General features: G+C 73.2%; 26 protein-coding genes and 1 rRNA gene. 21 read left to right on the top strand and 6 right to left on the bottom strand.

The window, feature by feature from the left end; all coding sequences use genetic code 11:
- Window positions 1-83: 83 nt before the first annotated feature.
- From E4P40_RS05185 to E4P40_RS05170, 4 genes are all read right to left on the bottom strand, one after another.
- On the bottom strand, window positions 84-1,577 hold the full coding sequence (locus E4P40_RS05185; RefSeq protein WP_135157813.1) for a PP2C family protein-serine/threonine phosphatase: 1,494 nt from the start codon (window positions 1,575-1,577) through the stop codon (window positions 84-86).
- The gene (locus E4P40_RS05180; RefSeq protein WP_167762110.1) at window positions 1,577-2,314 is read right to left on the bottom strand and encodes a GAF and ANTAR domain-containing protein; all 738 of its coding nucleotides are present in this window, start codon (window positions 2,312-2,314) and stop codon (window positions 1,577-1,579) included. Before E4P40_RS05180 ends, E4P40_RS05185 begins: the two co-directional genes overlap by 1 nt.
- Before the next feature lie 115 nt (window positions 2,315-2,429).
- Entirely contained in the window at window positions 2,430-3,026 is a 597-nt protein-coding gene (locus E4P40_RS05175) for a uridine kinase (RefSeq protein WP_135157809.1), read from the bottom strand.
- The gene (locus E4P40_RS05170) at window positions 3,005-4,051 is read right to left on the bottom strand and encodes an MBL fold metallo-hydrolase (RefSeq protein ID WP_209305195.1); all 1,047 of its coding nucleotides are present in this window, start codon (window positions 4,049-4,051) and stop codon (window positions 3,005-3,007) included. Before E4P40_RS05170 ends, E4P40_RS05175 begins: the two co-directional genes overlap by 22 nt.
- Window positions 4,052-4,092: 41 nt before the next feature.
- Between E4P40_RS05170 and E4P40_RS05165 the strand changes: the two genes are divergently transcribed.
- From E4P40_RS05165 to E4P40_RS05145, 5 genes are all read left to right on the top strand, one after another.
- The gene (locus E4P40_RS05165; RefSeq protein WP_135157808.1) at window positions 4,093-4,575 is read left to right on the top strand and encodes a PH domain-containing protein; all 483 of its coding nucleotides are present in this window, start codon (window positions 4,093-4,095) and stop codon (window positions 4,573-4,575) included.
- Between the two features lie 320 nt (window positions 4,576-4,895).
- Window positions 4,896-5,498, top strand: coding sequence for a translation initiation factor IF-3 (gene infC / locus E4P40_RS05160; protein WP_135157806.1), 603 nt, complete (start codon window positions 4,896-4,898; stop codon window positions 5,496-5,498).
- An 82-nt stretch (window positions 5,499-5,580) separates the two neighbouring features.
- Window positions 5,581-5,775 carry a 50S ribosomal protein L35 gene (rpmI, locus tag E4P40_RS05155; RefSeq protein WP_135157804.1) on the top strand — a complete coding sequence of 65 codons (195 nt, stop codon included), beginning with the start codon at window positions 5,581-5,583 and terminating at the stop codon, window positions 5,773-5,775.
- Between the two features lie 39 nt (window positions 5,776-5,814).
- Window positions 5,815-6,198, top strand: coding sequence for a 50S ribosomal protein L20 (rplT, locus tag E4P40_RS05150; RefSeq protein ID WP_135157802.1), 384 nt, complete (start codon window positions 5,815-5,817; stop codon window positions 6,196-6,198).
- An 81-nt stretch (window positions 6,199-6,279) separates the two neighbouring features.
- Window positions 6,280-7,071 carry an RNA methyltransferase gene (locus E4P40_RS05145; RefSeq protein ID WP_135157801.1) on the top strand — a complete coding sequence of 264 codons (792 nt, stop codon included), beginning with the start codon at window positions 6,280-6,282 and terminating at the stop codon, window positions 7,069-7,071.
- Between the two features lie 57 nt (window positions 7,072-7,128).
- On the opposite strand, the gene E4P40_RS05140 is transcribed toward E4P40_RS05145, so the two are convergent.
- Window positions 7,129-8,064 (bottom strand): diiron oxygenase, encoded by a 936-nt coding sequence (locus E4P40_RS05140; protein WP_135157799.1) that lies wholly within the window; start codon window positions 8,062-8,064, stop codon window positions 7,129-7,131.
- Window positions 8,065-8,128: 64 nt separating this feature from the next.
- Here E4P40_RS05140 and E4P40_RS05135 point away from each other — a divergent pair, with 64 nt between their 5' ends.
- On the top strand, window positions 8,129-8,818 hold the full coding sequence (locus E4P40_RS05135) for a TetR/AcrR family transcriptional regulator (protein WP_135157798.1): 690 nt from the start codon (window positions 8,129-8,131) through the stop codon (window positions 8,816-8,818).
- Window positions 8,819-8,834: 16 nt separating this feature from the next.
- Entirely contained in the window at window positions 8,835-9,140 is a 306-nt protein-coding gene (locus E4P40_RS05130; protein ID WP_135157796.1) for a DUF4873 domain-containing protein, read from the top strand.
- Window positions 9,141-9,147: 7 nt separating this feature from the next.
- Here the strand turns inward: E4P40_RS05130 and E4P40_RS05125 are convergent, their stop codons facing one another.
- Window positions 9,148-9,990 (bottom strand): EamA family transporter, encoded by an 843-nt coding sequence (locus E4P40_RS05125; RefSeq protein ID WP_135157794.1) that lies wholly within the window; start codon window positions 9,988-9,990, stop codon window positions 9,148-9,150.
- Between the two features lie 131 nt (window positions 9,991-10,121).
- On the opposite strand from E4P40_RS05125, the gene pheS reads away from it, so the two are divergent.
- The 14 genes from pheS to E4P40_RS05050 form a co-directional block, all read left to right on the top strand.
- Entirely contained in the window at window positions 10,122-11,189 is a 1,068-nt protein-coding gene (gene pheS, locus E4P40_RS05120) for a phenylalanine--tRNA ligase subunit alpha (protein WP_135157792.1), read from the top strand.
- A gap of 28 nt (window positions 11,190-11,217) precedes the next feature.
- Window positions 11,218-13,710 carry a phenylalanine--tRNA ligase subunit beta gene (pheT, locus tag E4P40_RS05115; RefSeq protein WP_135157791.1) on the top strand — a complete coding sequence of 831 codons (2,493 nt, stop codon included), beginning with the start codon at window positions 11,218-11,220 and terminating at the stop codon, window positions 13,708-13,710.
- A 54-nt stretch (window positions 13,711-13,764) separates the two neighbouring features.
- Window positions 13,765-14,568 carry an SDR family oxidoreductase gene (locus tag E4P40_RS05110; RefSeq protein WP_135157789.1) on the top strand — a complete coding sequence of 268 codons (804 nt, stop codon included), beginning with the start codon at window positions 13,765-13,767 and terminating at the stop codon, window positions 14,566-14,568.
- 47 nt (window positions 14,569-14,615) lie between these two features.
- Window positions 14,616-15,653, top strand: coding sequence for an N-acetyl-gamma-glutamyl-phosphate reductase (gene argC / locus E4P40_RS05105; RefSeq protein WP_245160144.1), 1,038 nt, complete (start codon window positions 14,616-14,618; stop codon window positions 15,651-15,653).
- Window positions 15,650-16,801 (top strand): bifunctional glutamate N-acetyltransferase/amino-acid acetyltransferase ArgJ, encoded by a 1,152-nt coding sequence (gene argJ, locus E4P40_RS05100; protein ID WP_135157785.1) that lies wholly within the window; start codon window positions 15,650-15,652, stop codon window positions 16,799-16,801. Before argC ends, argJ begins: the two co-directional genes overlap by 4 nt.
- Window positions 16,798-17,802 carry an acetylglutamate kinase gene (gene argB / locus E4P40_RS05095; RefSeq protein ID WP_209305194.1) on the top strand — a complete coding sequence of 335 codons (1,005 nt, stop codon included), beginning with the start codon at window positions 16,798-16,800 and terminating at the stop codon, window positions 17,800-17,802. The genes argJ and argB overlap by 4 nt, the downstream gene beginning before the upstream one ends.
- The gene (locus E4P40_RS05090) at window positions 17,799-18,986 is read left to right on the top strand and encodes an acetylornithine transaminase (RefSeq protein ID WP_135157783.1); all 1,188 of its coding nucleotides are present in this window, start codon (window positions 17,799-17,801) and stop codon (window positions 18,984-18,986) included. Before argB ends, E4P40_RS05090 begins: the two co-directional genes overlap by 4 nt.
- Complete coding sequence (gene argF, locus E4P40_RS05085; RefSeq protein WP_135157781.1) at window positions 18,983-19,918, top strand: ornithine carbamoyltransferase; 936 nt, start codon at window positions 18,983-18,985, stop codon at window positions 19,916-19,918. The genes E4P40_RS05090 and argF overlap by 4 nt, the downstream gene beginning before the upstream one ends.
- Window positions 19,919-19,976: 58 nt before the next feature.
- Window positions 19,977-20,519: an arginine repressor gene (locus tag E4P40_RS05080; protein WP_135157779.1), complete on the top strand. Its 543-nt coding sequence runs from the start codon at window positions 19,977-19,979 to the stop codon at window positions 20,517-20,519.
- Window positions 20,512-21,714: an argininosuccinate synthase gene (locus E4P40_RS05075; protein ID WP_135157778.1), complete on the top strand. Its 1,203-nt coding sequence runs from the start codon at window positions 20,512-20,514 to the stop codon at window positions 21,712-21,714. The genes E4P40_RS05080 and E4P40_RS05075 overlap by 8 nt, the downstream gene beginning before the upstream one ends.
- A complete protein-coding gene (gene argH / locus E4P40_RS05070) occupies window positions 21,711-23,183 on the top strand; it encodes an argininosuccinate lyase (protein ID WP_135157776.1) in 1,473 nt (490 codons plus the stop codon). The genes E4P40_RS05075 and argH overlap by 4 nt, the downstream gene beginning before the upstream one ends.
- 2 nt (window positions 23,184-23,185) lie before the next feature.
- The gene (locus E4P40_RS05065; RefSeq protein ID WP_135157774.1) at window positions 23,186-23,830 is read left to right on the top strand and encodes a DNA-3-methyladenine glycosylase; all 645 of its coding nucleotides are present in this window, start codon (window positions 23,186-23,188) and stop codon (window positions 23,828-23,830) included.
- The gene (tyrS, locus tag E4P40_RS05060; RefSeq protein ID WP_135157772.1) at window positions 23,827-25,107 is read left to right on the top strand and encodes a tyrosine--tRNA ligase; all 1,281 of its coding nucleotides are present in this window, start codon (window positions 23,827-23,829) and stop codon (window positions 25,105-25,107) included. The genes E4P40_RS05065 and tyrS overlap by 4 nt, the downstream gene beginning before the upstream one ends.
- 375 nt (window positions 25,108-25,482) lie before the next feature.
- Window positions 25,483-25,584: ribosomal RNA gene (locus E4P40_RS05050) — 16S ribosomal RNA — on the top strand; the annotation flags it as partial.

Here is a 25,584-nt window from a genome sequence, read left to right as displayed (position 1 = left end):
CGGCGTCCGCGTTGCAGGCATGTGTCGATTCGCCGCTCGCGTCCGGGCGGGCCCCGTAAAGCAGGGTGATGCCGGACACGTTCTCAGGGCGCGGCAGAGTCCGGGTGCTCGAGCTGCGTCCAGCGGGCGAGCAGGACCGTGGCGTCGTCCTGGAGGAGCCCGCCCTGGTGATCCAGCACGGCCTGCGTGAGCCGCCGGACCGTCTCGGGGGGCGGCTGGCCGGCCGCGATGGCGCGGGTCAGGTACTCCCTCAGGCGCTGCTCCCCGAACCAGTTCCCGTCCTGGTCACGCGCCTCGGTGATGCCGTCGGTGTACAGCGCCAGCCAGTCGCCGGGTTCGAGGATCTCCTCGGCGACCGTCAGGCCCCCGGGGTCGAGCCCGAAGGGGATCCGTCGGCCGTCGGAGAGCTCCTTGACGACCCTGCCCTGGCGCAGCAGCAGGGGCGGCGGATGGCCGGCATTGACGTACCTGAGCCTGCCCGAGGCGACGTCCACCTCCGCGAGGACGCCGGTCACGAAGGTGCTGCGGGGAAAGCTGCCGGATATGACGTCGTCGATGGTCGTCGCCTGGTCGAAGACTCCCCGGCCGTCGCGACGAGCACTGCGGTAGCCGGCCAGCGTCGCTGCGGCGATCAGGGCGGCGGAGAGGCTGTGGCCCACGGCGTCGAAGATGCCCAGCGACACCGTCCGCTCCGAGAGCGCGTAGTCGAACGCATCCCCGCCGACGTGATAGCTGGGCTCGAGCATCCCGGCGAGCACGAAGGCGTCCGTCGCCGCCGTGAGAGGCGGGAGCTGCTGCCAGATCAGCTCCGCGGAGGGGGCGAGACGTTGCCGCCGTCTGGGCCGTTCGAGCTCGTCCCCGTACGGCTCCATCGAGGCGACCAGGTGGGCCAGCAGGCCCGCCAGCCACGTGCACTGCGATCGCAGAGCAGGGTCGTAGAGCTCGTCAGCCGTGGACAGCCGAACCTCCAGCACACCGACCCGGTCGGCGCCGTCCACCATCGGGACCCACAGCCGTGGCTGGTCCCTCCGGTCGGAGGACAGGATCTGCGACGTCCGGAACGCCCGGCCGGCCATCGTGCTGTCGATTCCCTGCCCGGGGATCGCGAGCGCGCCGCCGCCGGGCCCCACCAGCACGAGGGCGCGATGCTCGTGGTCGATCAGATGGACGCCGACCTCGACCCCCAGTGCCCGTCCTGCGGCTGCCGCGAGCACGGGCAGCCGCTCCGGCGGTGCCGATCCGGCCGCCTCCAGCAAGCCGACGAGCGCGGCCAGGGGGCCGGTGGTGGGGCGGCTCTCCCGGAACAGCCGGGAGTAGGGAGCCCGGTGCCGCGCAGCCAGCTCGTCGATGCGTTCGTTGATCGCGTGCGCGAGGACGTCCCGCTCGCCGGGGGGGAGCTGCACCAACCCGGCGAGTTCCCCGTCCACCTCCAGGAGATCGGCGCTCCCGCCGAGTGCGAAGTACCGCGTCCACAGCTGCTCGAGGGTCAGCCCGGCGACCTCGTAGGCGGCCCGCAGGGCCGACTCCCTGTCCTCCGACGGTTGTCTCGCGGGCTGGGCTCGCTCGGCCCCGGCCATCAGCGTCGCCGGCGTGCAGCCGAGTCCAGGACGGCCCGCGCCGCTTGGGCCACCGTCACGCCCTCTTCCTGGCACCGGGCCAGGAGCATCCCGAAGGCGGTGGACTCGTCGACCGCGTTGCGGCCCATCAGCACCCCCTTGGCCGTGCTGACGACGTCGCGGTCGCGGAACGCCTCCCGCATACCGGCGCTGAGCCGCGTCGCCCGGTCGTGCGACTGGATGTTCGCGACCAGGATCGCCGCCTGGGCCGAGAAGAGCGTGAGCAGCCGCTCGCTGTGCCGGTCGAAGGTCCCCGGCTGCTCGGCGTACACCTTGATCGCACCGAGAGCTCGGTCCGCCACGACGAGTGGGGCGCTCATCGCGGCCCGCAGCCCCAGGGGGAGTGCGGCATCCGCCCAGCGGGGCCACCGTCGGTCGACGGCCAGGTCGTCGACCCGGACGAGCTCCCGGGTGGACGCGGCAGTCAGGCAGGGGCCCTCGTCCAGGTCGTACTGCAGCGCGTCTGCTTCCTCGACCCGGTCGTCGGTCGAACCGGAGGACCGTCGTCGCTCCTCGTCGACGATCGACACGCCTGCGCCGGTCGACCCGGGAACGGTCTCCTGAGCGAGGGCGCTGAGCAGCCCCAGGGCGGTGTCCACGGTCTCCGCGGAGAGCAGGAGGCCCGACATCCGCGCGAAGACGGCGGCGAGCTCGTCGGTCAACGGCAGGGTTGCGGTCGCGGGGGACGTTCGAGTCATGACGGCTCTCATCCACGTCGGACGCCGCTCCACCGTGATCTCGACGTGCGCCGTCCTGGGAGAAGTGAACCAGGCCCAGCAATACGTGCGATCCCGTACCGGGTGGTTTCCTCGCTCAGGGGAGCGGTCGGAAGGCCCCGGAAGGCGAGGTGGCGGCCCCGTCCACCCGGAGATCGGCCCGCGCCCTGGTGTCCTCGCGGGCGAACTCCGCCGCCTCGGTCGACTGCCACCGCCGCCACTCCGCCGCCATTGCGTCGCCGTCGCGCGCCAGCCCCCGGCCGAGCCGCAGGTCGGCCGGTGCCTCGACCCAGATCCGCAGCACCGCCCAGGGGTCCAGGGCGCGCGGGCTGCTCCCGCAGCCCTCGACGACGAGCGCCGACGCAACGGGCACCGGGGTCGGGTCGGGGGAGAAGCGGCGGGCGGCCCAGTCGTAGCGGGCGTACCCCCCGCGGCGGCCGTCGGCCAGCGGCCGGAGCACGCCCGCAGCCAGCCGGGCCACCGCTCCGGTCAGCGTCCAGCCGGCGTAGAGGTCGTCGAGGTGCAGCACCACCACGTCCGGACCGAGGGCCTCGGCGAGCCGCCCAGCGAAGGTGGTCTTGCCCGAGCCGGCCGGCCCGTCGATGCAGACCAGCCGCGTGCCGCCCAGCCGTGGTGGGAACCCCAGCACGCGGTCGGCCAGCGCGGCGAAGGTCAGCGGACGGCGAGCGTCCACGTCGGCACCGGTCCGCCGTCGCTGGTCACCAGGCCGCGGCTGGCCAGCAACCGCAAGTGGGCGTCGGTCTCGGTGACCGCGAAGATCCGCATCCGCCGCTCGTACTCCTCCCACGGCCGCGACCAGGTGAGGTGGCCGGCCAGCTGCCACGGCGTGCCGCCGGGGTGGGTGCGGATGGCGTCGAGCAACTCGGCCAGCCGGTGTTCGTGGTGGGCGGTGAGCGCGGCCGTCCGGTCGGCCAGCCCGCGGAACCGCCACTCGTGCGCCGGCAGCACCTCCGCCGGCTCCGTCGCACCCACCGACGCCAGCGCGTCGAGGTAGTCCCGCAGCGGGTCCTCCGCGCCGGTGGCCGTGGTGGAGATGTTGGGGCTGATCCGCGGGAGCACGTGATCGCCGGAGAAGAACAGGCCCGTCCGCTCCTCGGCGAAACACAGGTGTCCGGGCGTGTGCCCCGGGGTGTGGACGGCGCGCAGCCGCCACCCGGGGAAGTCGGCGTGCTCCCCGTCCTCCAGGTGGCGGTCGGGGACGGCCATCCTCGTGAAGTGGACGAGGTTCTCGCTGGTGCCGACGTCCGCGATCGCCCCGTCGCGGTCCGCGCCGAGGGACACGAGGAAGTCGACCTCCTCGGCGATGAACCGGTCCGCGTCCCGGTGACCGGGCGAGGCCACGATCGCCGCGTCCGCGGGGTGCATGGCGACCCAGGCGCCCGACGCCTGCCGGACGCGCTCGGCGAGCCCGAGGTGGTCGAAGTGCAGGTGGGTGACCAGCACGCCGCGGACGTCGGTGATGCCGCCGCCGAGGGAGGCCAGTCCGTCGCTGAGCGCCGCCCAGCCCTCGTCGCTCTCCCAGCCGGTGTCGATCAGCCCGAGCCCGCCGCCGTCGAGGGCGAACGCGTAGACGCTCACGTACCGCAGTGGCCCGCCCATCGGCACGGGGATCGACCAGAGGTCCTCGCGCAGCTGCTCGACCGGGGGGAGGGCCCGGGCCTGCCAGGCGTCGTGCTGCGCGGTGCCGCTGATCTCCACGTCTCCGCACTCTGCCAGCCGCGTGCTGCGACCATGGGGGCATGTCCGAGAAGGCCGAGCCCGCACCCGTCACCGCCGTTCCCCGGCGGATGCGGCAGGTCTGCGCGGCCGTGGCTGCGGTGGTCGTCGGGGTCATGGCCTACGTCGCGCTGACCCTGCCGTCGACGACGAACACGGTCGTCGCCTACGGCGCCGCGGACCAGGTCGCGATGGCCGGCCTCGGGCTCGCTCTGGCCGCCATGATCCTGGCGCTGGGCCGGTCGCGGGTCGACGCCGACGCCGACGGCGTCCGCTTCCGGAACATCGCCCTGGGCCATGAACTGCCCTGGTCGGCCGTGCGCGCGGTCGCCTTCGAACGGAAGTCACCCTGGGCGTCCCTGGTCCTCGAGAACGGTGACGAGGTGGCGCTGCTGGCCATCCAGGCGGTCGACCGGGAGCGGGCGGTGGCTGCCGTCGAGGGGCTCCGTGCACTGCGCGCCGCGGCCCGGGCCAACGATCCGAAGCCCCCGCCGTTGCTGTACTGACCCCCGGGAATGACCTCAGGGCTCGTGGCGCTGTAGTCTGGGCGCGCCTCCCCCCGCTACATGAGGCGCGCGAACCATCCAGCAGTCCTCCGGGGCTGCTGATCCAAGAGGAGCCCGCTCCCACCTGACGCCGTTCCAGGCGCTCAGGTCCCCGGATCGCGAGAACCGGCCCCGGTCGGTTGTCGCGTCGCGCACGCACCTTTCGGGTTGCGTGCCGTCCGGAGAGAGTGGGCCCCGTGAGCTGACGCTCGCGGGGCCTTCGTTCTCTCCGGCACCCGGGACGGGCGCGGCTCCTCACAGGCAAGAGCAGAGGAGAGGCCATCACCGAGCCCCGTATCAACGACCGTATCCGCGTCCCCGAGGTCCGTCTGGTCGGACCCGAGGGCGAGCAGGTCGGCATCGTGTCGATCGGCGAAGCACTGCGTCTGGCGCAGGACTCGGAGCTCGACCTCGTCGAGGTCGCTCCCATGGCCCGGCCGCCCGTCGCCCGCCTCATGGACTACGGGAAGTTCAAGTACGAGTCCGCCCAGAAGGCTCGCGAGGCCCGGCGGAACCAGGCGCTCACCGTCATCAAGGAGATGCGGCTGCGCCTCAAGATCGACCCGCACGACTACGAGACCAAGAAGGGCCACGTCGAGCGCTTCCTCAGGAGCGGCGACAAGGTCAAGATCACCGTCATGTTCCGTGGCCGGGAGCAGTCCCGCCCGGAGATGGGCTACCGGCTGCTGCAGCGGCTGGCCGCCGACGTCGCAGAACTGGGCGTCGTGGAGTCCAACCCCAAGCAGGACGGCCGCAACATGGTCATGGTGATCGCACCTCACCGCAACCAGGCTGCGAGCGACGCCGCGCGCCGCTCTGCCAAGCAGGAGAAGGCATCCGCGGCCGAGGCCTCCGCGACCGAGGAGCAGGCGCCCAGCGCCTGAAGAAGGACCCTCCTGCCCCCGCCACTCGCGAGCTCGCGACGGGGCCCGACGACGCACCGAAACAGACGACAGGACGAGGAACATGCCGAAGCAGAAGACCCACAAGGGCACCGCGAAGCGGGTCCGGTTGACGGGCACCGGGAAGTTGGTGCGCGAGCACACCAACAACCAGCACAAGTTCGAGCACAAGTCCTCTTCGCGCAAGCGGCGGCTCAAGGGCGTCGGGGTGCTGTCCCCGGCCGACACCAGCCGGATGAAGAAGCTGCTCGGTCTCTGACCGGCGCCCATCGACTGACAAGAAGACAGGAGCACTTCCGTGGCACGCGTGAAGCGGGCGGTCAACGCCCAGAAGAAGCGCCGGACGACCCTGGAGGCCGCCAGCGGCTACCGCGGTCAGCGGTCCCGGCTGTACCGCAAGGCCAAGGAGCAGATCCTCCACTCCGCGACGTACTCCTACCGTGACCGCAAGGCGCGCAAGGGGGACTTCCGCAAGCTGTGGATCACCCGGATCAACGCTGCCGCCCGCCTGAACGACATGACCTACAACCGGTTCATGCAGGGCCTCAAGCTGGCCGGCATCGAGCTGGACCGTCGTGTCCTCGCCGAGCTGGCCGTCAACGAGCCGGCCGCCTTCGCTGCCCTGGTGGAGACGTCCCGCGCCGCCGTGGCCGCCGCCCCGGCCAACGACGCCGCTGCCTGATCCAGGCACCTTCCCGACGCCGTCGGTGACCGGCCCTGCGGGGCCGGCACCGGCGGCGTCGGTGTCTGTCCAGGAGGTTTCGTGACCGAGCTGCTCACCGAGCGGTCCGCCCGCATCGTCGCGGCGCGCAAGCTCACCCGGCGCGCCGGCCGGGACGCGACCGGCCTCTTCCTCGCCGAGGGGCGGCAGGCCGTCGTCGAGGCCCTCGCCGATCCGGACGCCGTGCGCGAGGTGTTCGCGACGGAAGCCGCCGCCGACGCCCACCGTGAGCTCCTCGGGTCGGCCGAGGTCCCCGTGCGACTGGTGACCGACAAGGCCGCGGCCGGCCTCTCCGAGACCGTCACGCCACAGGGCCTCGTCGCTGTCTGCGACTTCCGGGACGTCGCCGTCGAGTCGGTGACGGCCGCACCGCCACGCCTGGCCGTCGCCCTGGCCGAGCTCGCAGACCCCGGCAACGCCGGCACCATCCTCCGGACGGCGGATGCGTGCGGTGCCGGAGCGGTCGTGTTCGGCGCCGGTTCGGCCGACCCGTACGGCGGCAAGGCGGTGCGGGCCAGCGCGGGCAGCCTGTTCCACGTCGACGTCGTCCGCAGCGCCCCGCTCGAGGACGTGATCGAGGGCTGCCGCGCCGCCGGCGTGACCGTGCTGGCCGCCGACGGCGGGGGAGAGGCGGCGCTCGACGAGCTCGGCACCGATCTGGCAGGGCCGGTGCTGTGGCTGTTCGGCAACGAGGCCCGCGGGGTGCCGGCCGACCTGGCCGCCCGCGCCGACGCGCGCGTCCGGATCCCGATGCGGGGGCGCGCCGAGAGCCTCAACCTCGCGGCGGCCGCCGCGATCTGCCTCTACGCCACCCAGCTCGCCCAGGGATGGTGAAGGACCCCGCTGCCCCCACGGCTCGCAAGCTCCCCGCGGGCCCCTGCAGCGGGGCCGTTACACCAGGCGGGCGCGCCTCCAGAGCAGTTCCGACGGTCCGCCGACGAGGCCGACGTCGCGCAGGAAGTCGACGAGCCCGCTCGAGGCGTCGCGCAGCTTGTCCCCGTAGTGGGCGTTGGACCGCGCCGCCGCCTTTGCCGCCTTCGGGTCCAGGCCCACGGAGGCGTAGACCGCCGGCTGGACCAGGTTGTCGGCGACGATCGCGGCGACGGACGCCACCGCCGTCCGGTGCCGGCGCAGCTGCCACGACGACAGCTCGGGGGTCCGCCGGGCGATCTCCTCGCGGGCGAAGCGCATGTGCCGCGCCTCCTCCACGACGTGGATCTGGCTCGTGGCGCGGGTCAGCGGCTGGACGCGGCCGTCCTTCATCAGGTCGCGCTGGAAGATGTCGAGGATCTCCTCGGCGACCAGGATCGCCGCGTACGCGGCGGGGCCGTCGAACCGCTTCACGAACGCCTTGCCGAGCCGGAGGATCGACGCCGGCGGCTGGTAGGACGGCGCCCCGAAGGTCTCCGCCGTGCGGGCGAACATGACCGAGTGCCGGCACTCGTCCGCGATCTCGGTCAGGACCCACTGCACGTGCGGCTGGGCCGGGTCGTCGCCGTAGATGTCGCGCAGCACGAGCTGCATGAGCAGGCACTCGAAGAAGATGCCGACGCCGGAGATCGAGCAGTACTCGTGGATGGTCAGCGTGATCCGCTGGTCCTCGGTCAACGAGTCCCACATCGGCGTGCCGTAGAGCGTCGACCACTCCGGTGACAGACCGTAGAGGCCGTCGGGGATGGGAGCGTCCCAGTCGATGTCGACGACCGGGTCGTAGGACTTCTTCGCGGCGGATCCGAGGAGGCGGGTGGACAGTTCCTCGCGATCAACACGCCTCCGGCCTGACTGACCGGTGGGCGGGCTGGGCATGGTCGGGATGGTGGCGGTCATCGGCGAGTTCCCCCCGGGCGTCGGACGCGGCTGTGACTGAAAGGTAGCTGTTACCGTGAAACACATGCAACGGGTGGTCGAACTCCCTGGCACTCCGCCGCGATCCGGCGAGCCCCCGGAGGCTCCGCTGCCCGCGCTGGACGGGCGCCGTGCGCGCTGGACCGAGCACCGTCGGGCCCGCCGGGAGGATCTGGTGGGCGCCGCCGTCGAGGCGGTGCGCAGCACCGGTCCCGACTTCGCGGTCGACGACGTGGCCCGCAGCGCCGGGGTCTCGAAGACCGTCATCTATCGCTACTTCTCGGACAAGGACGAGCTGGTCGACGCCGTCCTCGAGCGGATCTCCGGGGCGATCCTGCTGCCCCGGCTCCTCGGTGAGATCACCCGCGAGCACCCCGACGACCGCGCGGCGCTGCAGGCGGTGATCACCGCGTTCGTCTCGCTGATCGAGGACGAGCCCGAGCTGTACCGCTTCGCGTACGCCCACACCGGCCGCTCGGGGCGGGCCGACCTGGTCGCCGCGACCGAGCACCAGATCGCCGATGCGCTGGCCGGACTGATCTCGCTGCGTCTCGATGAGGCCGGGCAACCGACGTCCGCGGCGAGGACGTGGGCCTACGGCGTCGTCGGCATGGTGCAGCTGGCCGCGCACTGGTGGTCGACCGCGCGGACGGTGCCCGCCCTCGAGCTGATCGAGCAGCTCACCGCGCTCGCCCACGGCGGGCTCGGCACACTGCTGCCCCCGCGCCGGGGCTGAACGGGAGGGACGGCGGATGACCGACCACGGGGAACCCGACGGCTACGACGGCGAGGTCACCGTCGACGTGGACGGCGAACCCCCGCGCACCGCCCGCGCCGTCCTGGCCGCACGCTTCGACCCCCTGGCCGGCCACGTCGTCTGGACCGGCCGCGTCGCCGCGGAGCTGCCGTTGCGCGCTCCCCTCGTCCTCACCACGCCGCACGGACGCGCCCGTGCCGAGGCCACGGAGCACGACGTCTGGGGCAACACCCGGGTGACCGGCGGCGACCGGCCGCCGTTCCCGGTCGAGGTCCTGGACGGCGCGGACCTGGACCGCTGACCCCAGGTCAGCCGGGCAGCGTGATGAGGACGACGGCGGCGACCGCGGTGCCCAGACCGGCCACCTGCGCCCCCGCGAGCCGCTCGCGCAGCAGCACCTGGGCGAGGATCACCGTGCTGACGGGGTAGAGCGAGGCGAGCACCCCGGTGATCGCGAGCTGTCCCGGTTGCTGGGTGGCGAGCAGGAACAGCGCGTTGGCCGTCATGTCGGCGACCCCGGACAGCGCGACCAGCGGCAGGGCCGTACGGCCTACCGTCAGCGACCGCTTCCCGGCCAGGGCGATGAGCACGACCAGCCCGACCGACGCCAGCCGCGCGGTGACCAGCGGGGTCAGCCCGGAGTCCTGGGACGTGCGGTCGAGCAGCACGAAGAAGAGGCCGAACGCCCCTCCGGCGGCGAGGGCGGGCGCCAGGGTCGCCGGCCGCGCCGAGCGCAGCGCCGCCAGGCCACCCTCCGCGGACACCAGGACGACGGCCGCGAGCGCCAGCACGATCCCGGCCGCCGCCCAGGGACCGATCGTGTCGCCGCCCAGCACCCCGACGAGGACCGGCACGGCGGCCGCGGTCACCGCGGTCACGGGCGCGATCACGCTCATGACGCCGCCGGCCAGCGTGCGGAAGAAGATGACCAGCCCGGTCGCGCCGGCCAGTCCCGAGGCCGCACCCCACGCGAGGTCCTCGGCGCCGACCGGCCCGCCGAGCCACGGGAGCAGGGCGAGCAGCGCCACGAGGCCCACCAGCTGGGAGACGGCCACGACGCCGAACACCGAGGCACGCCGGCTGGAGAGGCCGCCCAGGAAGTCCGCCGTGCCGTAGACGACGGCCGACGCCAGGGCCAGCACCACTGCCACGCCGACCTCCGATCCCCGGGCGGGCCCGGACGCCCCCGTCCCGCCGTTGTAGCACCCGCTCCCGACGGCCGACCCGCGCGGCCGGCAACCCAGGCGCGGGGCGGCGGGACAGCCGGGCAGAATGGACTCCCGTGTCTGGCGCCAATGATCCCTACGACCCCAAGCAGGTCGCCGCGCTCTCACCGGAGGCCCTCGAGGACGCGGTGACCGCCGCGCAGAAGGCCTTCGGCGACGCCGGTGACCTGGAGGCGCTGGCCGCCGTGCGGCCCGCCCACCTCGGCGACCGGGCGCCGGTCCTGCTGGCCCGCCGTGAGCTCGGTGCGCTGCCGCCCGCCGCCCGCAGCGACGCCGGCAAGCGCGTGAACGCAGCGCGCCAGGCGGTGCAGAAGGCGTACGACGCCCGGCTCGCCGAGCTCGAGGCCGAGCGCGACGCCCGGGTGCTGGCCGAGGAGCGGGTCGACGTCACGCTGCCCTGGGACCGCCTCCCGCGCGGTGCCCGCCACCCGCTGACGACGCTCACCGAGCGCATCGCCGACATCTTCGTGGGCATGGGCTACGAGGTCGCCGACGGACCCGAGCTCGAGGCGGAGTGGCTGAACTTCGACGCGCTCAACATCGGCCGCGACCACCCGGCCCGCACGATGATGGACACCTTCTTCGTCGCGCCCGAGGACTCCGGGCTGGTCCTGCGCACGCACACCAGCCCAGTCCAGGCCCGCACGATGCTGGAGCGGCAGCCGCCGATCTACGTCGTGGCGCCCGGCCGGGTCTACCGGACCGACGAGCTGGACGCCACGCACACCCCGGTCTTCCACCAGGTGGAGGGGCTCGCAGTGGACCGCGGCCTGACCATGGCGCACCTGCGCGGCACGCTGGACCACCTGGCCCGGGCGCTGTTCGGCGCCGACGCGCTCACCCGGTGGCGGCCGTCGTACTTCCCGTTCACCGAGCCGTCGGCGGAGTTCGACGTCTGGTTCCCCGAGCACCGCGACGGCCCGCGCTGGGTCGAGTGGGGCGGCTGCGGGATGGTGAACCCCCGGGTGCTCGTCGCCTGCGGCATCGACCCCGAGGAGTTCTCCGGGTTCGCGTTCGGCATGGGTATCGAGCGCGCCCTGCAGTTCCGCTCCGGCGTCGGCGACATGCGCGACATCGTCGAGGGCGACGTCCGGTTCACACGAGTGTTCGGGGTTGAACAGTGACCGACCGTCACAGGCAAGGGGCAGCAGAGTGAGAGTCCCCATCGGCTGGCTGGCCGAGTACGTCGACCTTCCCGCGGGAACGTCCGTCGAGGACCTGGACACCGCGTTCGTGCGCCTCGGCCTCGAGGTGGAGGAGATCCACCGGCCCGAGGGCGTCGCCGGCCCGCTCGTCATCGGCCGGGTCCTCGAGATCGAGGACCTGACCGGATTCAAGAAGCCCATCCGCTACACCCAGGTCGACGTCGGCGAGGGCGTTGCCGGGGATGGAGGGCGGGATGTAAGGGGCATCGTCTGCGGGGCCACCAACTTCGCCGCCGGCGACACGGTCGTCGTCGCGCTGCCCGGCGCCGTGCTGCCGGGCGGCTTCGAGATCGCCGCCCGGAAGACGTACGACCGGGTCTCCGACGGCATGATCTGCTCGGTCCGCGAACTGGGCGTCGGCGACGACCACGCCGGGATCCTGGTCCTGGGCTCCGGCACCGACGACGTCCCGCCGCCGGGAACGCCGGCGGCGCCGATCGTCGGGCTCGAGGACGTCGTCATCGAACTCGCCGTCACGCCCGACCGCGGCTACTGCCTGGCCATGCGCGGGATCGCCCGCGAGATGGGCACCGGCCTGGCCGCCCCCTGGCGCGATCCGGGCGCGGTCACCCCGCCGGCCTGGTCGGGGGAGCCGGCGTGGAAGGTCACCGTCGCCGACCCCGACCGCTGCGACCGCTTCTCGATGATCGCCATGGAGGGGCTCGACCCCACGGCGCCGAGCCCCTGGTGGATGCGGCGACGGCTCGCCCAGGCCGCCGTCCGCAGCATCTCCCTGGCCGTCGACGTCACCAACTACGTGATGCTCGAGCTGGGCCAGCCGATGCACGCCTTCGACCGCGATGCCGTCAACGGGCCGATCACCGTCCGGCTGGCGCGCGACGGCGAGGAGCTGACGACGCTGGACGGCGTCGAGCGCAGGCTGACGTCGGACGACCTGCTGATCACCGACGACAGCGGCCCGATCGGGCTGGCCGCCGTGATGGGCGGCGCCTCGACCGAGATCGGCGACGGCACCACCGCCGTCCTGCTCGAGGCAGCGCACTGGGAGCCGACCGGCGTGGCCCGCACCGCGCGCCGGCACCGCCTGCCCAGCGAGGCCGCCAAGCGTTTCGAGCGCGGCGTCGACCCCGAGATGACCGTCGTCGCCCTCGCCCGGGCCGCCCAGCTGCTGAGCGAGTACGGCGGTGCGCGCGTGATCGGTGGAGTGGTCGACCTCGACACCCGCGCCCCGCGGCCGACGATCGAGCTGGACGCCGCCAAGCCAGCCCGGGTCGCCGGCGTGCCCTACACCGCCGCGCAGGTCGTGGAGCTCCTCGGCGCCGTCGGCTGCGACGTCGACGCCGGCGGCAACCCGCTCGTCGTCACCCCCCCGACCTGGCGGCCCGACCTGACCGACCCGGCCGACCTGGTCGAGGAGGTGGTGCGCCTCGCCGGGTACGACGACATCCCGTCGGTGCTGCCCACCGCGCCTCCCGGCCGGGGGCTCACCGAACGGCAGCGCCGCCGGCGCAGCGTCGGCCGCACGCTCGCCGAGGCGGGCTACGTCGAGGCGCCGTCCTACCCGTTCATCGGGCTGCCGGTGCTCGACGCGCTCGGCCTCCCCGAGGACGATCCGCGCCGCCAGGTGGTCGTGGTCCGCAACCCGCTGTCGGAGGAGGAGCCGGCGCTGCGCACCACCCTGCTGCCGGGGCTGCTGGCGACGCTCGCCCGGAATCTCTCGCGCGGGCAGCGCGACCTCGCCCTCTTCGAGCACGGTGCGGTCTTCCCGGGCGACCGGCGGACGCCGGCTCCGCTGCCGGGTGTCGACCGGCGGCCGGACGACGAGACCCTCGCCGCGCTGCTGGGCGCCGTCCCGGAGCAGCCGTGGCACGTGGCCGTGGCGCTCGCCGGCAATCGCGAGCCGCGCGGCTGGTGGGGGTCCGGCCGGCCGGCGACGTGGGCCGACGCGGTGCAGGCTGCCCGCCTGGTGGCCGCCGCGGCGGGCAGCGAGCTGACCGTGCGGGCGGGCGACCGGGCGCCCTGGCACCCCGGCCGCTGCGCCGAGCTGCTGGTGGGGGAGACGGTTGTCGGCCACGCGGGCGAGCTCCACCCGCGGGTCTGCGCCGCGCTGGAGCTCCCGGCGCGCACGTCGGTCATGGAGCTGGACCTCGACGCCCTGCCCGCGTCGGAGGTCCCGGTCGGGCCGCCGATCTCGGCGTTCCCGCCGGTGCTGCTGGACCTGGCGCTGGTCGTGGAGGACGAGGTTCCGGCGGCCGAGGTGGCTGCCGCCCTCGAGACCGGGGCGGGCGAGCTGCTGGAGTCGATCCGGCTCTTCGACGTCTACACCGGCGCCCCGGTGCCGGCCGGCTCGCGCTCGCTGGCCTACGCGCTGACCCTCCGGGCGCCGGACCGGACGCTGACGAGCGAGGAGGCGACCGCCGTGCGCGACGCCGCCGTGGCCGCCGCGGCACAGCGGACGGGGGCGGAGCTGCGTGCGTAAGGACCTCGTCCCTCTCACGCCTCGCAGGCTCGGCGCGAGCCTCCGGACGAGGCCATGAGTCTCGCCGGCCAGGTCGCGCTCGTCACCGGGGCGAGCACCGGGATCGGGCGGCACCTGGTCGACGGGCTGGCCGCGCGCGGGGTCGCCGTGGCGGGGCTGGCGCGCAACGAGGAGCGCCTGAGCGCGGCGATGGCCGAGGTCGCCGAGGCCAGCGGTGTGCGCACCCTGGCCGTCGCGGCGGACGTCACCGACCGTGCGGCCGTCGATGCCGCTGTGGCCCGGGTGGCCGACGAGCTCGGGCGCGTCGACCTCCTGGTGAACAACGCCGGGATCATCGACGCCGCGGAGGTGCCGGTCTGGGAGGCAGACGCCGACCAGTGGTGGGACGTCGTGAGCAGCCACATCCGCGGCGCCCAGCTGCTGGTGCGGGCGGTCGTCCCGGGCATGCTCGCCCGCGGCCACGGCCGGATCGTCAACCTGGCCAGCGGCATGGGCGCCACGGCCAACCGCGACTACTCCGCCTACTCGGTCGCCAAGACCGGCCTCATGCGGCTCACCGAGGCGCTCGACCTCTCCTTGCAGGGCAGCGGGGTCATGTCCTTCGACGTCGCGCCGGGTGTCGTGGACACCCCGATGACCCGCTCGATGGACATGTGGCAGGGGTTCACCGACTGGACGCCGCCGGAGCGCGTCGTCGAGATGGTCGCCGCGATCGCCGCCGGTGAGCTCGACGCCTGGTCGGGCCGCTACCTGCGCGCGGGCGGCGACGACCTGGAGACGGTGCGGCGGACGACGCCCGAGGGCTCCGCCCGCCAGCTCCGCCTGCAGCCCTACGGGGACGGTGACCCGGTCGGCTGAGACCCCCCCCGTGCACGGTCATGCAGGGCAGTGTATGTTCATGCACCGTGGGTACAGGGCAGTGGACGGTCGGGGTCACCGGCGCCACCGGGTACGCAGGTGGTGAGGTGTGCCGGCTGCTGGCCGGTCATCCGAACCTCCGCCTCGGCGGGGTGCACGCCAACTCGAGCGCCGGTCGACGCCTGGGCGAACTGCAACCCCATCTGACCCCGTACGCCGACCTCGAGGTCCGGCCGAGCGGCGCCGAGGACCTGGCCGGCTACGACGTCGTCGTCCTGGCGCTCCCGCACGGGGAGTCCGCGGCCATCGCCGCGCAGCTCCCCGACGACACCCTCGTCATCGACTGCGGTGCCGACCACCGGCTCAACGACCCAGCGGCCTGGGCCCGCTGGTACGGGGGCGAGCACGCGGGCTCCTGGCCCTACGGGCTGCCCGAGTTGCCGGGGCAGCGGGAGAAGCTCGCGGACGCCCGGCGGATCGCCGTCCCTGGCTGCTATCCGACCTCGGTCACCCTGGCGATGACCCCGGCCCTGGCCGCCGGCGTCGTCGAGCCCGAGATCGTCGTCGTCGCGGCCAGCGGGACGAGTGGCGCCGGGAAGAAGGCCGTGCCGCACCTCCTCGGCAGCGAGGTCATGGGCTCGGTCAGCGCGTACGGCGTCGGCGGCGTCCACCGGCACACCCCCGAGATGATCCAGAACCTGTCGCAGGCCGCCGGACGGCCGGTCGGGGTCAGCTTCACGCCGACGCTGGTGCCGATGAGCCGCGGCATCCTCGCCACCTGCTCGGCGAAGCTCGCCCCGGGGACGGACGCCACGGCGGCACGGGCCGCGTACGAGAACGCCTACGCCGACGAGCCGTTCGTGCAGCTGCTGCCCGAAGGGCAGTGGCCCACGACCGCGCAGGTGCTCGGCGCCAACACCGTGGCCCTGCAGATCGCCGTCGACCCCGACGCCGGCCGGCTGGTCGTCGTCGCCGTGGTCGACAATCTGACGAAGGGCACCGCCGGGGGAGCGCTGCAGTGCGCCAACCTCGCCCTCGGCCTCCCCGAGACCACGGGCCTCCCGCTCGTAGGAGTCGCGCCATGAGCGTCACCTCGCCCCGGGGCTTCTCCGCCGCCGGTGTCGCCGCCGGGCTCAAGTCCAGCGGCGACCCCGACGTCGCCGTCGTCCTCAACCACGGCCCGGACGACGCCGCGGCGGCCGTCTTCACGACCAACCGCTTCCCGGCCGCACCCGTGCTGTGGAGCCGGCAGGTCCTCGCGGGGGAGCGGGCGCGGGCCGTCGTCCTCAACTCCGGAGGGGCGAACGCGTGCACCGGCACCGAGGGCTTCCAGGACACCCACGCCACCGCGGAGCACGCGGCCGCCGAGCTCGGCCTCGGCGCGATCGACGTCGCTGTGGCGAGCACGGGACTGATCGGCGTCCGGCTGCCCATGGACAAGCTGACCGCCGGGGTCACCGCCGCGGTGACGGCCCTGAGCGAGGACGGCGGACCCGACGCCGCCCGCGCGATCATGACCACCGACAGCGTCCCCAAGACCACAGTGCAGCAGTGCGACGGCTGGTCGATCGGCGGCATGGCGAAGGGCGCCGGGATGCTCGCCCCCAGCCTCGCCACGATGCTCGTCGTCCTCACCACCGACGCCGTCGTGCCGCCCGGCGTGCTGCCGTCGGCGCTGAAGACGGCGACGAGCCTGTCCTTCGAGCGCGTGGACTCCGACGGCTGCCTGTCGACCAACGACACGGTGCTCGTCCTGTCCAGCGGGGCGAGCGGGGTCACGCCGAGCGCCGAGGAGTTCACCGAGGCCCTCACCGCCGCGGCGACCGACCTCGCGATGCAGCTCCTGGCCGACGCCGAGGGATCGACGAAGGACATCGCGATCACGGTCCGCAACGCCGCCAGCGTCGAGGACGCCCTGACCGCCGGCCGGGCCTGCGCGCGCAACAACCTGCTCAAGACGGCGCTGTTCGGCAACGACCCGAACTGGGGCCGGGTGCTGGCCGCGATCGGCACCACCGACGCCGCGTTCGAGGCCGACCAGGTCGACGTGACCATCAACGGGGTCACCGTCTGCCGCGGCGGCGCGATCGGCGACCCCCGGGAGGGCGTCGACCTCACCGGCCGGGCCATCACGATCGACGTCGACCTGAAGGCCGGCGCGCAACGGGCGACGATCTGGACGAACGACCTGTCCATCGCCTACGTCCACGAGAACTCGGCCTACTCGACGTGACCGCACACCAGGACCCCACCCCGCCGGACGTCCGGATCGACGAGCCCTCGCCGCAGCCGCGGCTGCCGAAGAAGGTCGGCACGAGCCGGGTCATGCGCAAGTACGACCCGGAGGGCGACGCGCGGAAGGTCGCCGTCCTCACCGGGGCGCTGCCGTGGCTCAAGGAGTTCCACGGGAACGTCGTCGTCGTCAAGTACGGCGGGCATGCCATGGTCGACGACGCGTGCCGTCGCGCGTTCGCCGAGGACATGGTGTTCCTGCGGACCTGCGGGATCTTCCCGGTCGTCGTGCACGGCGGCGGCCCGCAGATCTCCTCGATGCTGACCCGCCTCGGCATCCCGAGCGAGTTCCGCGGCGGCCTGCGGGTCACCACCGAGCAGTCGATCGACGTCGTCCGCATGGTTCTGGTCGGGCAGGTCGGCCCCGAGGTGGTCGGCCTGATCAACGAGCACGGGGGCCGGGCCGTGGGCCTGTCCGGTGAGGACGGCGGACTCATGACCGCCGCCCGTACCCACGCCGTGGTCGACGGTGAGCTCGTCGACATCGGCTTCGTGGGCGACGTCGTGGACGTCGACCCCACGCCGGTGACCGCGCTGCTCGACGCCGGCCACATCCCCGTCGTCTCGACCGTCGCGCCCGATGCCACCGGCCAGCTGCACAACCTCAACGCCGACACCGCGGCCGCGGCGCTCGCCGTCGCGCTGGGGGCCGTCAAGCTCGTCGTCCTCACCGACGTCGAGGGCCTCTACGCCGACTGGCCCGACCGCGACTCCCTCGTCGAGCAGATCGACGCCCGCGAGCTGGCGGAGATCCTGCCCGCGCTCGACGCCGGCATGGTCCCGAAGATGGCCGCCTGCCTGCGGGCGGTCGAGGGCGGGGTGAAGCGGGCGACCGTCGTCGACGGGCGCCTGCCGCACGCCCTGCTCCTGGAGATGTTCACCACCGAAGGCACCGGGACGATGGTCGTCCCGGCCGATCAGAGCAGGGAGGCGACAGCATGACGCGTACCGAGGAGCTGGCCGCCCGCTGGTCGGCCGTGATGATGAGCAACTACAAGGTGCCGCCGGTCGCGCTGGCCCGCGGCGAGGGCGCCACCGTCTGGGACGTCGACAGCCGCGAGTACATCGACCTCCTGGGCGGCATCGCGACGACGATCCTCGGCCACGCCCACCCGAAGGTCGTCGAGGCCATCAGCGTGCAGGCGCACAAGCTGGGCCACGTCTCCAACCTGGCGATGCACGAGCCCGGTCTGCACCTCGCCGAGCGCCTGCTCGACCTCGCCGGCCGGCCGGGCCGGGTCTTCTTCTGCAACTCCGGCGCCGAGGCCAACGAGGCGGCCTTCAAGATCAGCCGGCTCACCGGGCGGCCCGAGGTGATCACCGCCGAGGGTGCCTTCCACGGCCGGACCATGGGCGCGCTGGCCCTGACCGGGCAGCCGTCGAAGGCTGCGGCGTTCGCACCACTGCCCGGCGGCGTCCGGTACGTGCCCTTCGGGGACGGCGAGGCGCTGGCCGGGGCCGTGTCCGACCGGACGGCGATGGTGCTCCTGGAGCCGATGCTGGGCGAGGGCGGCGTGCTGCCGGCGCCTCCGGGCTACCTGACCACGGCCGCCTCGGTGGCCGCGGGTGCCGGCGCGCTCTTCGCCGTCGACGAGGTGCAGACGGGCATGGGCCGGACCGGGCACTGGTTCGCCCACCAGGCCGACGGCCTGCAGCCGGACATCATCACCCTGGCCAAGGCGCTGGGCGGCGGACTGCCGATGGGCGCACTCCTGGCCTTCGGCGACGCGGCCGAGCTGCTGACCGCCGGAGCCCACGGCTCGACCTTCGGCGGCAACCCGATCGCCGCGGCGGCCGCCCTCGCCGTCCTCGACACCATCCGTGACGAGGGTCTGCTCGAGCGGGCCAAGGAGCTCGAGGCCCGCTTCACGTCCGGCATCGAGGGTCTCGGCCACGCCGGCATCAGCGGCGTCCGGGGGAGCGGGGCACTGCTCGGTGTCGTCCTCACCGCGGACGTCGCCGGGGCGCTCGAGACGAAGCTGCGCGCCGCCGGGTTCCTCACCAACGCGGTGGCTCCGAACGTGCTGCGACTCGCCCCGCCCCTCGTCCTCACCGACGCGCAGGTGGACGCCTTCGTCTCCGCCCTCCCCGCCGCCCTTGACTCCTCGATGGAGACGACCTCATGACCCGGCACTTCCTCAAGGACGACGACCTGAGCCCGGCCGAGCAGGCCGAGGTGCTGGCGCTGGCCGCCTCGCTCAAGGCCACCCGGCACACCGCGGAGGCGCCGATGCCGCTGGCCGGCCCCCGAGCGGTGGCCGTGCTCTTCGACAAGCCGTCCACCCGCACCCGGGTGAGCTTCTCGATCGGGGTCGCCGAGCTCGGCGGCTACCCGCTGGTGATCGACGCCGGCAGCAGCCAGCTCGGTCGCGGCGAGCCGGTGGAGGACACCGCCCGCGTCCTGGACCGGCAGGTGGCGGCGATCGTCTGGCGCACCTTCGGCCAGGACCGGATCGAGGCCATGGCGTCGGCGAGCCGTGTGCCGGTGGTCAACGCGCTCACCGACGAGTACCACCCGTGCCAGATCCTGGCCGACCTGCAGACCGTGGTCGAGCACAAGGGCTCCCTCGCCGGACGCTCCCTGACCTACCTCGGCGACGGCGCCAACAACATGGCGCACTCCTACCTGCTGGGCGGCGCGACGGCCGGGATGCACGTCCGGATCGGTTCGCCGGAGGAGTTCCGGCCCTCCAAGGACGTCCTGGAGCGGGCCGCCGACATCGCCACCGAGACCGGCGGATCCGTGCTCTGGACCGCCGACCCGGCAGCCGCGACGGACGGCGCCGACGTGCTGGCCACCGACACGTGGGTCTCGATGGGGCAGGAGGGCGAGTACGACGCGCGCATCGCGCCGTTCCTGCCGTACGCGCTCGACGAGGCCGCGCTCGCCCGGGCCGCGGACGACGCCGTCGTCCTGCACTGCCTGCCGGCCTACCGCGGCAAGGAGATCGCCGCCGAGGTGATCGACGGGCCGCAGAGCGCCGTCTGGGACGAGGCCGAGAACCGCCTGCACGCCCAGAAGGCCCTGCTCATGTGGCTCCTGGAGAAGAACTCGTGACGGTCGACCGGTCGGCTCACCTCTGCTCCGCAGGCTCGCCTCGGCTCCTGGAGCGCTCGTGACGACGGCCCTCACCCGGTCCGCCCGCCAGGCGCGGATCGTCCAGCTGATCGACGCACAGCCGGTCACCTCGCAGACGCAGCTCGCCGCGCTGCTCGCCGAGTCCGGCATCGAGGTCACCCAGGCCACGCTCTCCCGCGACCTGGAGGAGCTCGGCGCCGTCAAGCTGCGCGGCTCGGACGGCGCCCCGGCCAGCTACGTGCTGCCGCCCGAGAACGCCCCGCTGCGACCGGCGCAGGCCGCCCCCGCCAGACTCACCCGTCTGCTGGCCGACCTGCTCACCAACGCCGAGGGGAGCGCCAACCTGGCGGTCCTCCGGACCCCGCCGGGTGCCGCCCAGTTCCTCGCCTCGGCGCTGGACAAGGTTGGGCTGCCCGACGTCCTGGGCACCATCGCAGGCGACGACACGCTGCTCGTCGTCTCACGCGATCCCGACGGCGGACCGGCCCTGGCCGACCGCCTCCGCTCTCTCGCCGAGCGCACGCCCGCCATCTATCCCGAACTGAAGACCGACCTGGAAGAGAGTGCATCCCGTGACTGATCGTGTCGTCCTGGCCTACTCCGGTGGCCTGGACACCTCCGTTGCCATCGGCTGGATCGCCGAGGAGACCGGGGCCGAGGTGATCGCCGTCGCCGGCGACGTCGGCCAGGGCGGCGAGGACATGGAGGTCATCCGCCAGCGGGCGCTGGACTGCGGCGCCGTCGAGTCGATCGTCGCCGACATGAAGGACGAGTACGCCGACGACTTCTGCCTCCCGGCGCTGCAGGCGAACGCGCTCTACATGGACCGCTACCCGCTGGTCTCCGCGCTGTCCCGGCCGCTGATCGTCAAGCACCTGGTCGCCGCCGCGAAGTACCACGGCGCCTCGATGGTCGCCCACGGCTGCACCGGCAAGGGCAACGACCAGGTGCGCTTCGAGGTCGGCATCGGCGCCCTGGGGCCGGACCTGCAGGTGCTCGCCCCGGTCCGGGACTCCGGCATGACCCGCGACAAGGCGATCGTCTTCGCCGAGGAGCGCGGCCTGCCCATCGCGACCACCAAGAAGTCGCCGTACTCGATCGACCAGAACGTCTGGGGCCGCGCCGTCGAGACCGGCTTCCTCGAAGACATCTGGAACGGCCCGATCGAGGACGTCTACGAGTACACGCAGGACCCGACGGTCCCCAAGGACGCCGACGAGGTCACCATCGGCTTCACCCACGGCGTCCCCACCTCGATCGACGGGCAGCCGGTGACCATGCTGCAGGCCATCGAGCAGCTCAACGCCCGCGCCGGTGCCCACGGCGTCGGCCGGCTGGACATGGTCGAGGACCGGCTCGTCGGCATCAAGAGCCGCGAGGTCTACGAGGCTCCCGGCGCGATCGCGCTGATCACCGCGCACCAGGAGCTCGAGGCGGTCACCGTCGAGCGCGACCTGGCGCGCTTCAAGCGGACCGTCGGGCAGCGCTGGGCCGAGCTCGTCTACGACGGCCTCTGGTTCTCCCCGCTGAAGCGGTCGCTGGACGCCTTCATCGCCGAGTCGCAGCAGCACGTCACCGGCGAGATCCGGATGACGCTGCAGGGCGGCCGGGCCACGGTCACCGGACGGCGCAGCGAGGCCTCGCTCTACGACTTCAACCTCGCCACCTACGACACCGGCGACACCTTCGACCAGGGCCTGGCCAAGGGCTTCGTCCAGCTCTGGGGCATGCCGTCGAAGCTCGCCGCGGCCCGCGAGCAGCGGCTGGGTTCGTGACGGGAGCCGTGCCACCCGCCGCCGATCCCGGCACCCCCTCCCAGGCGAGCCAGACCCGGCTGTGGGGCGGCCGCTTCGGCGGCGGCCCCTCGCCGGCGATGGCCGCACTGTCCAAGTCCACGGAGGTCGACTGGCGGCTCGCGCCCTACGACCTGGCGTCGTCCCGGGCGCATGCGCGCGTGCTGAACCGGGCCGGGCTGCTCACCGACGACGAGCTCGCCTCGATGGTCGGCGCGCTCACCGAGCTGTCGGCCGAGGTCGCGGCGGGCACGTTCGCACCCATCGAGGCCGACGAGGACGTCCACGAGGCGCTCGAGCGCGGTCTGCTGGAGAAGCTGGGGCCGCTGGGCGGCAAGCTGCGTGCCGGTCGCAGCCGCAACGACCAGGTGGCCACCGACCTCCGCCTGTACCTGCGGCACAACGTCCGTGCGCTGGTCTCGGAGCTGTCGTCGCTGGAGTACGCGCTCCTGGGACTGGCCGAGCGGTACCAGGACGTCGCCGCTCCGGGCATGACCCACCTGCAGCACGCGCAGCCCGTGCTCATCGCCCACCAGCTGCTGGCCCACGCCCACGCGATCGCGCGGGACGTGGACCGGCTGCAGGACTGGGACCGGCGGACGGCGGTCAGTCCGCTGGGCGCCGGCGCCCTCGCCGGCTCGTCGCTGAAGCTGGACCCCGACGCGGTCGCGGCCGAGCTCGGCTTCGACCGGGCCGCCGACAACTCCATCGACGCCGTCAGCGACCGTGACTTCGCGGCCGAGTTCTGCTTCGCCGCGGCGCTGCTCGGCGTCCATCTCTCCCGGCTGGGCGAGGAGGTCGTCCTCTGGACGTCGACGGAGTTCGGCTGGGCCCGGCTCGACGACGCCTGGGCGACCGGGTCGTCGATCATGCCGCAGAAGAAGAACCCTGACATCGCGGAGCTGGCGCGCGGCAAGTCCGGTCGCTTCGTGGGCAACCTGACCGGCCTGCTGACGATGCTCAAGGGCCTGCCCCTGGCCTACGACCGCGACCTGCAGGAGGACAAGGAGCCGGTCTTCGACTCCCTCGAGCAGCTGATGCTCCTGCTGCCCGCGGTCACCGGCATGATCGCGACACTGACCCTGCGCCCCGAGGTCCTGGAGGCCGCCGCGCCGCAGGGCTTCGCCCTGGCCACCGACGTGGCCGAGTGGCTCGTCTCGAACGGGGTGCCGTTCCGCTCGGCGCACGAGATCTCCGGCGCGATGGTCTCGTTCTGCGAGGAGACCGGCCTCGAGCTCGACCAGCTGGAGGACGACCAGCTCGCAGGCATCGACGAGCGGCTCACCCCGGCGGTCCGGTCGGTGCTGTCGGTGTCCGGCGCGCTCGCCGCCCGCAAGGCCCGCGGGGGGACGGCGCCGGAGCGGGTGGCGGAGCAGATGACGGCGCTCGAGCAGCTCGCCAGCGAGCACGCCGACTGGGCGACGTCGTCCCCGGTGGCGGCCGTCCTCTGATCGTGCAGCCGGGCGAGCTCCTTCGCGTCGACGACCTGCTGGGTCCACCGGAGGCCGTGGCGCCGTCCCTGCTGGGCTGTGTGCTGGTCACCGACCGACCGGACGGGCAGGTGGCGCTGCGGCTCACCGAGGTCGAGGCCTATTCCGGGAACGGCACGGATCCGGCGGCCCATTCGCATCGCGGCCCGACGCCGCGCGCGGCGATCATGTTCGGACCGCCCGGTCGGCTCTACGTGTACTTCAGCTACGGGGTGCACTGGTGCGCCAACGTCGTCGTCGGTCGGCCGGGCGAGGGGTCGGCGGTCCTGCTGCGTGCCGGAGAGATAGTGGTGGGGGAGGAGCTCGCGCGATCCCGACGACCGGCGGCCCGCGTGCCCCGGGACCTCGCCCGCGGCCCGGCGCGACTCAGCCAGGCTCTGGGCATCGGCCCGGACGACCTGGACGCCGACCTCCTCTCGCCGGACAGCTCGGTGCGGCTGCACTCCGGATGCCCGCCCCCGGCGATCTCGGCCGGCCCCCGCGTGGGCATCACCCAGGCGACCGATCTGCCGTGGCGGTTCTGGGAGACGGATGCGGCGTCGGTCAGCGTGTTCCGACCGGGCGGCAAGTCCCGGCGACGCACCGCCGGGCAGGATGGTGTCCTGTGACGGAAGACGTGATCGACGAGCTGCACCGCCGCGGGCTGATCGCCCAGAGCACGGACGAGGCCGCCCTGCGGAGCCACCTGGCCGAGGGCCCGATCGCGTACTACGCCGGCTTCGACCCGACCGCGCAGAGCCTGCACGTCGGGCACCTGCTGCAGTTCATGGTGCTGCGCGCCCTGCAACGGGCCGGGCACCAGCCGGTCGTGCTCGTCGGCGGTGCCACGGGACTGATCGGGGATCCGCGGCCGACGGCCGAGCGGCAGCTCAACGACCGCGGCACCGTGGCGGAGTGGGTCGACCGCATCCGCGAGCAGGTGGCGCCGTTCCTGGACCTCCCGGCTGAGACGCAGGGACTCAAGGGGCCCATCTACGTCGACAACCTCGAGTGGACGGCGCCCGTCTCCGCGATCGACTTCCTGCGGGACCTCGGCAAGCACTTCCGGGTCGGCCGGATGCTCGCCAAGGAGGCGGTGGCTGCCCGGCTCAACTCCGAGGCCGGCATCAGCTACACCGAGTTCAGCTACCAGATCCTCCAGGCCAACGACTACCTCGAGCTGTTCCGCCGCAACGGCGTCACCTTGCAGACCGGCGGCTCGGACCAGTGGGGCAACCTGACCGCGGGGATCGATCTCGTCCGCCGCGTCGAGGGTGCCTCGGTGCACGCCCTGTCGACGCCGCTGGTCACCAAGTCCGACGGGACGAAGTTCGGCAAGTCGGAAGGCGGCGCCGTCTGGCTCGACCCCTCGCTCACCTCGCCGTACGCCTTCTTCCAGTTCTGGCTCAACGCCGATGACGCCGACGCCCGCACCTGGCTACCGCTGTACTCCGAGCGTCCGGCCGAGGAGATCGAGGCGCTGATCGCGGAGAGCGTGGAGCGGCCGGCGGCCCGTACCGCCCAGCGGGCGCTGGCCGAGGAGCTCACAGTCCTGGTCCACGGCCAGGAGCAGCTCGAGCAGGCGGAGGCCGCCGGTCGGGCGCTCTTCGGCCGCGACGACCTGGCCGCACTGGGGGAGGAGACCCTCGGCGCCGCCCTGCGGGAGGCCGGCAGTGTCACCGTGGACGGCGAGATGCCGACGGTCGCCCAGCTCTTCCAGCTCACCGGCCTGGTGGGAAGCCTGTCGGAGGCCCGCCGGACGGTGAAGGAGGGCGGCGCGTACGTGAACAACGAGCGCGTGACGGACGCCGACGCGGTGCCGGACCAGGACGCCTGGCTGGCCGGTGGCTGGCTGGTCCTGCGGCGCGGGAAGCGGTCGATCGCGGGGGTCCAGCGGACGGCCTGACGACCCCTGCCGGTGTGTTTCGGCAGCGTGTCAGCGAGGTGGCTCGCGCGTGTCGGGCGTCACGGCTCCACCGGTTTGACACCGGGGCCCACACGGACGTAACTTTCTCTCTGCGCCGCGCGAGACCCCGTCTGGGGCCGGCGGGAAGGTCCTGCGGGGCCTGACCGTTGTGCGGTGTACAACGAGAAAACGTCTCGGACGAAGCCCGCGAGGGTCGGGTCCGTGCGCGTCCGCTCTTTGAGAACTCAACAGCGTGCCGAAAGTCAGTGCCAAGTAATACCCCGTGCCGGGGCCTTCGGGTTCTGGTTTGGGATTCCTTTGGTTGATTGATATCAAGAGTGCCAACTCTTGGTTCTCGGCCTGTGATCGAGTTCATCTACGGAGAGTTTGATCCTGGCTCAGGACGAACGCTGGCGGCGTGCTTAACACATGCAAGTCGAACGGTGAACCCGCTTCGGTGGGGGATCAGTGGCGAAC

The sequence above is a fragment of the Blastococcus sp. CT_GayMR20 genome (assembly GCF_004570345.1).
Note: the sequence above shows the minus strand (reverse complement) of the source record. Positions and strands in the feature narration are given on the sequence as shown.

Bases quoted from the DNA above. Each gene is read 5' to 3' on its own strand.
- E4P40_RS05185 (WP_135157813.1), bottom strand. From the start codon at position 1,577: ATGGCCGGGGCCGAGCGAGCCCAGCCCGCGAGACAACCGTCGGAGGAC.
- E4P40_RS05180 (WP_167762110.1), bottom strand. From the start codon at position 2,314: ATGACTCGAACGTCCCCCGCGACCGCAACCCTGCCGTTGACCGACGAG.
- E4P40_RS05165 (WP_135157808.1), top strand. From the start codon at position 4,093: ATGTCCGAGAAGGCCGAGCCCGCACCCGTCACCGCCGTTCCCCGGCGG.
- rpmI (WP_135157804.1), top strand. From the start codon at position 5,581: ATGCCGAAGCAGAAGACCCACAAGGGCACCGCGAAGCGGGTCCGGTTG.
- E4P40_RS05140 (WP_135157799.1), bottom strand. From the start codon at position 8,064: ATGACCGCCACCATCCCGACCATGCCCAGCCCGCCCACCGGTCAGTCA.
- E4P40_RS05135 (WP_135157798.1), top strand. From the start codon at position 8,129: ATGCAACGGGTGGTCGAACTCCCTGGCACTCCGCCGCGATCCGGCGAG.
- E4P40_RS05130 (WP_135157796.1), top strand. From the start codon at position 8,835: ATGACCGACCACGGGGAACCCGACGGCTACGACGGCGAGGTCACCGTC.
- E4P40_RS05110 (WP_135157789.1), top strand. From the start codon at position 13,765: ATGAGTCTCGCCGGCCAGGTCGCGCTCGTCACCGGGGCGAGCACCGGG.
- argJ (WP_135157785.1), top strand. From the start codon at position 15,650: ATGAGCGTCACCTCGCCCCGGGGCTTCTCCGCCGCCGGTGTCGCCGCC.
- E4P40_RS05090 (WP_135157783.1), top strand. From the start codon at position 17,799: ATGACGCGTACCGAGGAGCTGGCCGCCCGCTGGTCGGCCGTGATGATG.
- argF (WP_135157781.1), top strand. From the start codon at position 18,983: ATGACCCGGCACTTCCTCAAGGACGACGACCTGAGCCCGGCCGAGCAG.